Origin of the sequence: Blautia sp. RTP21359st1_E11_RTP21359_211015, from assembly GCF_040910705.1 — a bacterium.
GTDB classification, from domain to species: Bacteria; Bacillota; Clostridia; order Lachnospirales; family Lachnospiraceae; genus Blautia_A; species Blautia_A fusiformis.
Map to the genome: position 1 here is coordinate 99,726 of NZ_JBDGAB010000006.1, position 10,581 is coordinate 110,306.

The 10,581-nt window shown below is 39.8% G+C and carries 10 protein-coding genes; 2 read left to right on the forward strand and 8 right to left on the reverse strand.

Features of this window, described 5'->3' with window-relative positions:
* Positions 1-279: 279 nt before the first annotated feature.
* The 5 genes from AB5026_RS03770 to vanR all read right to left on the reverse strand — a co-directional run bounded on the left by AB5026_RS03770 (position 280) and on the right by vanR (position 4,850).
* Complete coding sequence (locus tag AB5026_RS03770; protein ID WP_059085789.1) at positions 280-1,521, reverse strand: ABC transporter permease subunit; 1,242 nt, start codon at positions 1,519-1,521, stop codon at positions 280-282.
* A 1-nt stretch (position 1,522) separates the two neighbouring features.
* On the reverse strand, positions 1,523-2,410 hold the full coding sequence (locus AB5026_RS03775) for an ABC transporter ATP-binding protein (protein WP_059085788.1): 888 nt from the start codon (positions 2,408-2,410) through the stop codon (positions 1,523-1,525).
* A gap of 140 nt (positions 2,411-2,550) precedes the next feature.
* A complete protein-coding gene (locus AB5026_RS03780; protein ID WP_059085787.1) occupies positions 2,551-3,615 on the reverse strand; it encodes a sensor histidine kinase KdpD in 1,065 nt (354 codons plus the stop codon).
* 13 nt (positions 3,616-3,628) lie between these two features.
* The gene (locus tag AB5026_RS03785; protein WP_059085786.1) at positions 3,629-4,138 is read right to left on the reverse strand and encodes a VanZ family protein; all 510 of its coding nucleotides are present in this window, start codon (positions 4,136-4,138) and stop codon (positions 3,629-3,631) included.
* A gap of 16 nt (positions 4,139-4,154) precedes the next feature.
* Positions 4,155-4,850, reverse strand: a complete 696-nt coding sequence (vanR, locus tag AB5026_RS03790; RefSeq protein ID WP_059085785.1) for a VanR-ABDEGLN family response regulator transcription factor — start codon at positions 4,848-4,850, stop codon at positions 4,155-4,157.
* A 380-nt stretch (positions 4,851-5,230) separates the two neighbouring features.
* Here vanR and AB5026_RS03795 point away from each other — a divergent pair, with 380 nt between their 5' ends.
* Both AB5026_RS03795 and AB5026_RS03800 read left to right on the forward strand, forming a co-directional pair.
* Positions 5,231-5,710 carry a sigma-70 family RNA polymerase sigma factor gene (locus tag AB5026_RS03795; RefSeq protein WP_059085784.1) on the forward strand — a complete coding sequence of 160 codons (480 nt, stop codon included), beginning with the start codon at positions 5,231-5,233 and terminating at the stop codon, positions 5,708-5,710.
* On the forward strand, positions 5,707-7,149 hold the full coding sequence (locus tag AB5026_RS03800) for a DUF4367 domain-containing protein (protein WP_059085783.1): 1,443 nt from the start codon (positions 5,707-5,709) through the stop codon (positions 7,147-7,149). The genes AB5026_RS03795 and AB5026_RS03800 overlap by 4 nt, the downstream gene beginning before the upstream one ends.
* Positions 7,150-7,423: 274 nt before the next feature.
* On the opposite strand, the gene AB5026_RS03805 is transcribed toward AB5026_RS03800, so the two are convergent.
* Genes AB5026_RS03805 through AB5026_RS03815 form a run of 3 tightly spaced genes read right to left on the reverse strand, consistent with a single transcriptional unit; the run spans position 7,424 to position 10,492 of the window.
* Positions 7,424-8,290, reverse strand: a complete 867-nt coding sequence (locus AB5026_RS03805; RefSeq protein WP_059085782.1) for a DUF2971 domain-containing protein — start codon at positions 8,288-8,290, stop codon at positions 7,424-7,426.
* 57 nt (positions 8,291-8,347) lie between these two features.
* The gene (locus AB5026_RS03810; RefSeq protein ID WP_015542764.1) at positions 8,348-10,096 is read right to left on the reverse strand and encodes a M56 family metallopeptidase; all 1,749 of its coding nucleotides are present in this window, start codon (positions 10,094-10,096) and stop codon (positions 8,348-8,350) included.
* Between the two features lie 6 nt (positions 10,097-10,102).
* Positions 10,103-10,492: a BlaI/MecI/CopY family transcriptional regulator gene (locus tag AB5026_RS03815; RefSeq protein ID WP_059085781.1), complete on the reverse strand. Its 390-nt coding sequence runs from the start codon at positions 10,490-10,492 to the stop codon at positions 10,103-10,105.
* Between the last annotated feature and the right edge of the window lie 89 nt (positions 10,493-10,581).

Sequence of the window (10,581 nt, forward strand, 5' to 3'; positions counted from 1 at the left end):
CTTCTTATGGTTGTATTATACTATATATTTTTCTATAGTAAAACAATTTTTTATATTATTTTTTATTTTAATATTATATTTCTACTATCATCAATTTTTCAGATATTTTCAACGCATAAACAATGCTATTAACTACAATATTTCCAGAAAATTCATCATAGGTTTGTGTTGCCACAAAGAAACGCTGGCTCTGAAAATCAAAGCCGTCGTTCCAAATTGTCTGCTTTTTCTTTTGCCGTCGTGCGGCAGATAATCAATTCGTTCTATTTTGAACTTCTTTTATGCTACCTGATGTCTGCAATAGGAATGAATCGCCAAGAATGTAAACACAAATAATTCAATTCCTGCCGAAAGCAAAATAATATGCGGTGTCCAGAAACTCATCCCACCGATATTCAGATAATTGAAATTTGCAAGCTGACAAAGGAAATTGTTCTGCATACCAATTCCGGCAGATGGAAGTATGGTAGAGAGCCATGTTGCTCCCATCGCCACATAAGCAAAAAACGGCATGAGAAGAACTACAATAGAGATCAGCAAAACTGTCAATGTGTCTTTACATTTTGCAGACAGGAACAACGTACAGCTAACCGTTGCTAATACAGAAAGTAAGCCCGCTGCTGCGAGAATGATCTGCAACTGCCCCAGATTGATGTTTGGCAGGTTAATGATAGAGTATCGCATCTGAAACGATGTTTTTAAGCAATCCGTCCCGAACGCTGCATCTAAAATCAGAATGTGTACCGTGATCCCGACAAGGAAAGTAACAACGAAAAGTGTAAATGCTGCCAGAATTTTGGTAATTGCTAATTGTTTACGCCCGTATTTGGTGGTTCGCAGGATGCAGTCACCGCCCGTTTGATATTCTCCGGCAAAAGTAGGAGCTGCGATTGCCACACACAAAATAGCAAGGAACAAAATATAAAACTCAATATAATCAAATGCATCTTTAGAAATTCCAGAATGAAGATAAAATGGCGTATCAAGTTCTGAATATTTTTCAAGAGCTTTCTGTTGTGCGGTTTCGTTTTCTCTTTGCTCATTCCGCATGACATCCTGTAAATGTTCTGCGCACTTTTCATAATAGGCTCCGTCAATGTCATTCGGGTCAATATCCATTAAATCAGCACCAATGCCTGTTAATGGATCAGCAAACGCTTCGGGCAGACCCATCAGCAAGTGACGGAACGGGACGATTTTTTCAATAAATACAGCCAGAGGAAAGCCCTCTTCCTCGACTGGCCCATATTCTCGAACGCAGCTTTGATAAGTTTCCAAAGCCGATTTGATCCTATCCGGGGTCACTTCACCAGCGGATGTTTTATATAAATCTTGTTTGTACTTGATCGCTGCCAAGCCGTCTAATTCTGTAACCGTGCCATCTTCGTTTGGACGGTTAATACCCTCAAATGAAATAGGCAGGTATGCCATGGCTACGGAAAGCAAAAGTGCGATTGCAAGTATAATCAGGGTGCGCCGTGACTTCAAAATACGTTTTATTTCAAGTCTAAAGAGTCGCATATTATCTCTCCTCCTTTTCCAAGTCTGTCTGCGGAAACAACCACAGATACAGATCTTCCAATCGTGGCTCCGTTGTAACAGATCCATCAATTTCCGAGTGTTCGGACAGATAACGAATAGAAACCTGATTGTGATCTTCGCCTCGCTGATTGATAATGTGCAGCCGCATTTCACATTCCGGCAGCTTTGAGGCCGGAATTGTGCAATTCCAAACCTTGCCCTCAATCTGCTTGACAAGTTCTGCGGTAGTTCCGACATCAACAATTTCTCCGGCTTTCATAATTGCGTTGCGCGTAGAAATATATTCTATGTCAGATACGATATGGGTGGAAATCAACACGATTCGATCATGCGAAAACTCGGAAATGAAATTCCGCAGACGCACGCGCTCTCCGGGATCGAGTCCTGCTGTCGGTTCGTCCATGACAAGTATCTCCGGGTCGTTCAACATAGCCTGCGCAATACCAACACGACGCTTCATGCCACCTGACAGATTGGAGATTTTTTTCTTTTTCACATCGGAGAGCGAAAGAATGTCCAACAAATGATTGATCTTTTTGGTAGTTGCCCTTGTGGGAATATCTTTCAGCGCAGCTATATACTCCAAATAATCTTTGACCGTAAAATCCCGGTGATACCCAAAATCCTGCGGCAGAAAGCCAAACTTGCTTCGGTAGACTTCACCTAACTCTCGAATGTTTTTTCCGTCATAGTAAACTGCTCCGCTGGTTGGTGTCATAATATCAGCAATCATGCGCATGAGCGTGGTTTTCCCTGCACCATTCGCCCCCAAAAGTCCCCAAACGCCGGGAGTCAATGTCAGATTGACATCATTTACTGCTGTTTTGTCTTTGAACTGCTTGCTTAAATGCTCTATTTTCAGTTCCATGCTTACACTCCTTTCTTTTGCTTCGGCTGAACAATAAAAAGCCTTTGTTCGATAATCATTGTACCGAACAAAGGCTTTTCAATCTCAAAAATCACACGCTTAAATTCCTAAGTAATTCCTAAGATCACAGTCTTATTTTCCTAAGCGGAAAGGGGTAATGTAATCACAAAGTCTATAGTTTCGTTTTGACTGGATGCAGTAATCTTTCCACCATGTAAATGTATAATTTCTTCCGCAATAGAAAGACCAAGTCCCGCACCACCTGTATTAGAAAGCCGGGCATCATCCAAGCGATTGAATTTCTCAAATATACTGTTAAGCTGTTCCTCCGGGATTGTTTCCCCACGATTTTCAAAAGTAATCTGAATATCATGCTCTAACCGTTTGGCGGATATAGTGATTTCTGTCTGCGGGTAACTATATGACGCGGCATTTCGTAAAAGGTTACTGAAAACTCTCGCCAGCTTTTCGGGATCAGCGTTCACAGATAAGTTGTCCTCCGCAGTAAATACCGCCGTGTTGCCATTTGCAGAGAGTGTCGGGTATATTTCATCTATTACCTGCGCAATCAGACAATGCAAATCTACATTTTCTTTTTTGATAATGACCGTATGTGCATTGTACTTGGTAATTTCAAAAAGCTCATTGATAAGTCTTTCAAGGCGCTCTGCTTTGTCTAACGCGATCTTGACATACTTTTCCTTTTGCTGCTCAGGCATATCAGAGGCTTCATGGAGTAGGCTCAAATAACCGATCACTGTTGTTAAAGGTGTGCGTATATCATGTGCCAGATACATGACAATTTCATTTTTCTTTTCTTCAGCCTGCTTTGCAGCCTGCTTGCTTAACAGAACAGACATTTTGATCTGATTGAGCTGTTCCTCCAGTTCTTTCAGAGGATCAGACAACGATACTGTATGACTATTCTGCTCATAGACCGTTTGGGTTGCGTCAATTACTTCATCCAGATAGTCCCACGGCTTTTTCCAATAGTAATTGAAGATACATACAAAGCCTATCACCAGATACAGAATAAACAGCGGACCAAGCCTCCAGTAGATCCATGCAAAAATATCGTTGTCAAATTTTGAAAAGATGTAGTCCAAGAGAAGGGTCAAACCATATCCAACAACGGTATAAATCAGCAATGATAGATATAAGCGCACTTTAAGGCGCTTTTCTGTTGTCATTTCTTTCTTCGACATGAGAATACACCTCCTACCGATTAGCAAACAGAATTAAGCCAAGCAGTCCAATCACGACAACACTTACTATGCTTGCCAGAATGGAAAACAGTCTGTTTGCTTTTATTCTATTTCCGATTAACCGAGCCGTCATCGAATATACAGCAAGCCCCAAAAGACCACCTGCCGTATTTGTGAGTACATCAGTAATATCAGAACGTCCGACTGCTAAGATATACTGCATAGTTTCCAATAAAAAACTTGTTCCAGCAATCAGCATGAATTTCACATATAATTTTGTTCCTGGCAGAAGCATTTGAAGATAAATACCCATAGGCACAAAAATCAAGAAATTATCGAGCCCCTCTGTTAAGTGAAATGCTGCTCCGATTTCCTTGTCATAGTGAAAAGGAATAAAGTTTATACTTCTTATCTTATCCAGATCACTGATTGAAAATTGTAGTTTAAAAAGTATGATCCAAACCAAAAGTGCCAGATAAATTAAGAATAAAATGGTTACAAAGCAATTTGATTTTCTTTTCATAGCGTACTCCTTTCGCTTAAATTTTGTAACCAACACCCCAAATCGTTTTAATATACTGCGGAGTATCGGAAGTATCTTTCAGTTTCTCACGCAGATGCCGGATATGCACAGTAATTGTGCTGCTGTTTTTAGAGTAGTATTCATCTTTCCAAACTGCATGAAACAGTTCCTCAATGCTTACAACATTCCCGGCACTTTCCAAAAGAACCTGGAGGATAGAAAATTCTGTCGGTGTCAGAGAAACCGGCTCACCGTCTAACAGACATTCATGGGTCTGCACATTCAGGCACAATTTGTTATAGGAAAGTTCCGATGGAACTTTCTCTGTGATGATACTGGGCGAATATTTCTTGTAACGTCTTAACTGCGCTTTCACTCTGGCAATTACTTCAAGTGGGCGAAAAGGTTTTGTCACATAATCGTCCGCTCCCAATGTCAGCCCCGTTATTTTATCCGTTTCCTCAATTTTAGCCGTTAGCATGATGATTGGATAAGTGTATTTCTTTCGGATAAGCTGGCAAAGTGAAAAACCGTTCATATCCGGGAGCATAATATCCAGAATGGCAAGATCAATGTCGCCGCTTTCAATACACGACATGGCATCCGTTGCGCAATAAAATTTATAAACGATGTAATTTTCGTTTTTCAAGTAGACCTCCAACAGATCCGCTATATCTTGCTCGTCATCTATAATCAATATCTTTTCAGACATATTTTCAACTCTCCTTTTTGCTTGTACTCGATTAAGTATAACAAATACAGCATCTAAATTCACAATGGATTACATGAGAAATTATTAAGATTTTCCTAATTTTTTTTCATGCTAATATGATAATGCACATTAGCATATTAGCATGAAAGTAATCACAAATAACACCCATGAACAAATTTAATTATAACAATGTCCCTTTGCAAATGCTTGTTTTATTGCTTTTATTATGGAATACTATCGAAAGTAGACATTTTTTTGTGCAAAACCACGAACTTGTCCATTTATAAGAAAAAGAATAAATTATTAGGGATATTTTTGATTTCTGCACGTCTAATAGATGTAAAGAAAATGCTGGCTGGCAAAAAAAAGGTGGTGTTTAAATGACAAAGGAACAACTTGGATCTCTGATCCTAGATTCAGAAAGACAATTATACTCAACTGCAAAAACAATTTTATTTAGTGACTATGACTGTGCAGATGCTATTCAAGAAACAATTGTGAAGGCTTTTTCCAACGTCGGCACATTAAAAAACGATAACTATGCCCGGACCTGGTTAATCCGTATCTTAATCAACGAATGTTACAGCCTTGTGCGTAAATCCAGTAAATTTATCCCATTGGAAAATCTGGCTGACAGACAGGAACCGGAATCAGAAAAAACAAAGAATTACAGTGAATTGTATACAGCCGTAAATTCCTTAAAAGAGGAACTGCGTTTACCCGTTATTCTATACTATATAGAAGATTTCAGTGTAAAAGAAATCGCCCAGATCCTTGAAATATCGGAAGGTGCCGTTCAAAAGAGACTTGCAAGGGCAAGAGGAAAATTAAGGCAGGAATTACAGGAGGTGTCAATATGAGATTAGAAGATATGAAAAACGATATTCCCGAAACACCGGATTTTATCCATAATATGATTCAAAATGAGGTAGCAAAGCAGCTGGCGGATAATAAAGTGGCGAATCTGCGAAGAAGAAAACGATGGACAGCTCCGAAAGTTGCCGCAGTGGCAGCTGCGTGTGCACTGGCAGTTTCCACGGCAGTATATGCAGGAGTAAATCTGTATCACTGGTTTTTGGAAAAACAGGGTTCTTATGGTGTTTCAGTCAAAATTGATGCTGGTGATGCAGCAAAGAAGACCGTGCTTCCAGATGAGGTCCCAGAGGTAGATCTGTCTGCTAAATATGTTCCGGAGGGCATGAGCTGGATTGACGAGTACCATCTCCAATATCCTGAGCATGGCATGACTGGCGGGTTCAGTTTTTCATTTGTCCTGTTGGATAAAAATGATCTGGGACAGGTAGTACAGGATCAGAATGTTATTGATAGTGAAGAGCGTACATTTGGAAAATACCAGGGGATATATCTCAAATATAATAGCATTACCGAAAACGGGGCTCTTAACCAGAGAATTTATCTTGTCTGCCCGGATTTATATCGTGTGCTTATGATCTACATCGGAGATGATGTGTCAAAGGATGAAGCCATAAAAGTTGCAGAAAATCTGGTGATTGAGGGAAACACGACTATGGTAAAGACCGCCGGATTGCCTACATGGAGCGGAGAGATGATATCTGAAAAGACAGAAGATGATAATGATGAAATAAGTACTTCTGTAAATGAGAAAAAACTACCCATTTACCAAATTGGTGACACCTTTGATCTGGATGTGATTGGTGAAAACACAAATGGTGAATATCTGGAAAAAACGATTTCTGCAAAGGTAGATTCTGTTCAAATTTCTGATGATCTTCAGCTTCTCGATCCGGACAAAATACCACAAGAATGGGCGGAAGCCATTGATGCTGATGGAAAGCTATCTACAAACACATTGAATTATGTGAAATCTGGCGACGGAATCGATTCCCTGGATGAAATTGTGAAGTCAGAGGAAGTGAATCAGAAACTGGTCTATGTTACAGTTACCTATACCAATCATTCAAATGAGGAAATCGACCATATGCTTTATCTTGGTGCTTTACTGACCCTGACTAAGGAAAATGGAAAAGTACAGCTTTACATTCCAACAGAACAGGCCGGCGATGGCTATGACTACATTAGCTGGGACGGCGTGGCAAAGACTGGAGGAATGGTATATTATAGTGTCTCTGAAAATTATGGCAATGGTGGAAACTACATTTCCTCTATAAAACCAGGCGAAAGTGTACAGCTGAACATGGCCTGGATCGTAAATGAAAGCGACCTCAAAAATCTGTATCTGAATGTGACTGGAGACGGAGCTTCATATGAGTTCTCTGAATATATACTGAAAAAGGGACTAGTAGATATTCGCAAATAATATGCTATCGTTTATGATCCCATTTTTTTATATGTCATATATGAAAAAGCGTTTTTCGATTCCTTTTGGTTTCGAAAAACGCTTTCTTTGCTTCTTCGATCTCTGCACATGAAGTGTAATCTGTGGTATCCAATACGATTTCCTCATTCTTTCCATTGCCGGTTAATAATTATAACGACAGTGTACTATATGAAGCAACCGACAACAACAAAAATCATTAAATGAGTTTCGACAGAAAAAGAGATTCCACACTGTAAGTGGAACCTCTTATCTATTAACGCAATGGACAATCAGATACTTTTATATTTTGAGCCAGTTTATGCAACCCAAGATGTCTGCAGTAGTTTTCCAAATCTTTTGGATTCTGGGATGAACGTGGTCCGATAATAATTGAATTGATAATATCTTCCCTGTGCATATTTTCTGTTTCTAAGACTTTTTGTAAATCTAAAATGTAGAACTCTTTTATTATATTGAATGTTTTGTATTCGATATGAGGATCGTTGTCCGTTACAAAATATGGTGCGATTCGGATTTCCTTTTCAGCAGTAAATGTAGGATGTTTGTGAATAAGGGCACATAATGCTAAATTATCAATGAATCCATCTAAGTTGGAAAATCCTTCCAGAATTCCAGTGGAAATATATGAAGACAATAATTTGTATAATTCATGATCCCTGGTCTCCTGAGTATAATACTGTTCGCCAATGATCATCCCATGATAATATAACAGGTTGTGCAATGCTTCGGTATTGAATTCTATTGCAACACCACGTCCATGATCGGCATAGCGGTCCCATTGAGCTGCATCGTCTAATGCCTGTGACAAACAGAACATAAAAAGGTGTTTTTGCGATGTTCTGTCATATATTTCTTTAAATATTTTATCAACATCACATTTGGGTTTTATATTGTTTTGGGTAAGACCGTTCTCAATGTTCTGCTTCAGGTTATCAATAAACCCAATCACTTCTTTTGCATCATTCACATTCGTTGCGCTGCCAAACCAAATCTTTTTTTTCCTTAAAATTCCATCCAAGGCTGGAAAAGAAGTGTAATGCCATAAAGTTTTACCAACTTTCTGAACAAATTTGTCAGTAGATTCCTGTCTTTTCTGAATTTCTACTAAATTGTAGGTCATATACAATACCTCTTCTGAAATAATATCATTTGAATATGCATCGATCGGACAAATCCTTTATTCTGTATAGATGTTCCCATTCTCATCCGTCCAGGTGCCGTCACCATTGTCTGTGTATCCGACCCCATCTGCGTCACAATAATAATAATCTCCGTTTGTTGTTTCTATTACATTAACAGTACCGTTACTGCCCTGGAGTTCATGCTGTTCCAGTTGGTTTCCGAAATGATAACCTTCGTCATTCCAGGTACGATATGAATTTCCATTGGCATCTGCCCAGTTTCCATCTCCCTGATAACTGTATCGGCTCCCATAATAATCAGAATAGGTCCCATCTCCGTTATCGTAAAGAACTCTGGATTCTTCATCTCCTCCACCCGGTGCTACAATTGATGCTACACCGGAAGTAGTACTGAATCCACTGGTATATGGTACGCCTGCTGGCAGATTTTCATAAGATGAAACAGACCCGTTGTTGTCAGAGGTAATTCCATCATCGGTCGTTTCACTTACCTGTCCGCTGTTTTCCATGGCAGGTTCATCGTTTGTTTCCGCATCTGCTTTTTCCTCTTCGTCTACAGAATCCTCTGTATCTGTATTCTCTGTCACTCCTCCTTCGTCCTGGGTTTCAGCAGCTTTCTGCATAGTTACCATTTCAGAAAATGGTGCATAATCCGGTACATTATTTTTCTCTGGATCTGCATTTTTTTCAATACCAGACTTCTCCGTCTCTACTGAAACTGTATCTGTCCCGGCAGAGACATTAAATACCAGATTACCGCCTGCAAGCAGCAGCGTCACAAGAATTCCCGGAAGAATTCCTTTGCGGAGTTTCCGAATGTTCACCATATACAGAATCCGATCTTTAAACACCATTTCGCTGTCATTAAGACTTGCTGTCACATATGGAATCTGATTTTCCATGGCTACTGTCCTGAGAAGCAGCTGTCGATATAATTTATGTTCCTTTTTATTAACTCTGCGAACAACTGCTGTATCACACAGATTCTCAATATCCTTATCCGCTTCTTTCAGCATGATAAGAAGAAAGGGATTGAACCAGTATATCGATGCACAGATTCGAAGGAGCATCTTATACCAGAGATCCCGATGGCAATAATGTGTAAGTTCATGGTAAAAGATAAGTTTTCTTTCTTCTGCTGAATACCCGGTTGCTGGTAGATACAATTTTGTATGTAAAAGTCCTGCAAGAAGCGGTGTGGTAAGACCTGCGTTTTGCCTGAGTTCCGGTATTCTGCGTACGTGCTTCTTTTGACACGCTGCACGGTACATCTGAATACTCACCGTATCACTTACCTGCAGACTCATCCGTTCCAGATTCCTTATAGAAAAATAATATGCCAGCAATTCTCCCGTCAGTTTAAGTACCGCTACGCTCAGCCAGACAGCAGCAAAAATCAAAGCCACAATTCCCAGCCATTTATCTGATTCGTACCTGACAGTTCTCTTTTGTTCCGGGATTTCTGTCAGATTTTTCATGTCTTTGCTCGCAGATGATACGTTTTCTGTTATCTTCTGACTTTCCTCTGGTCTGACTGCGTAATCCGTTATCTTCGGGCTTTGCGTATTCTGTTGACTGCTTCTAAGTACTTTGAAATCCACCAGTGCCAGATTCGCCGGAAGGCGCACCGGAACACAAAGGCTTATCGTAATCAACAGCCAGATAAGGTACTTCCATCTCGCTGATACACGTCCTTTAAACAGAGTCGCAAGCACTTTTACCAGTAAAATTACTACTGCTGCAATAACATTCAGTTTCAGAATGTGTAGAATGAAAACCTCCATAATTCGCTATTCCTCCCTGTCCTCCAGGTTCTTAAGAAATTCACTGAGATCCTGGACTTCTTCCGAGCTGATCTTCTTTCCATGATAAAGTGAAGTTACAAACTTTTTTAGTGAATTCCCATAAAGTTTCTCAAGAACACTCTGGCTTTCATGTGCCTGATAATCTGACTGCGAAACCAGGGGTGTATACAGATTCATTTTTCCCTGTTTCGTCACTTCCACGAAATTTTTGTTCTCCAATCTGGTCAGCAATGACAAAATTGTTGTTGATGCAAGTTTTTTCTTCATAGTGATCACTTTCTCAATCTCCGGTCTGGTCATCGGCGGAGTATTATTCCAAAGAACGAGCATAATATCCAGCTCTGATTCCGGAAGTCTCTGGTAAGTTTTTTTCACTTTTTCATACCTCCTGTTACATATTTTCTACAAATGTAGGAATAACTCTATTTTACCACGGTTCACGGAAATGGCAAGGGCTTTTGCAC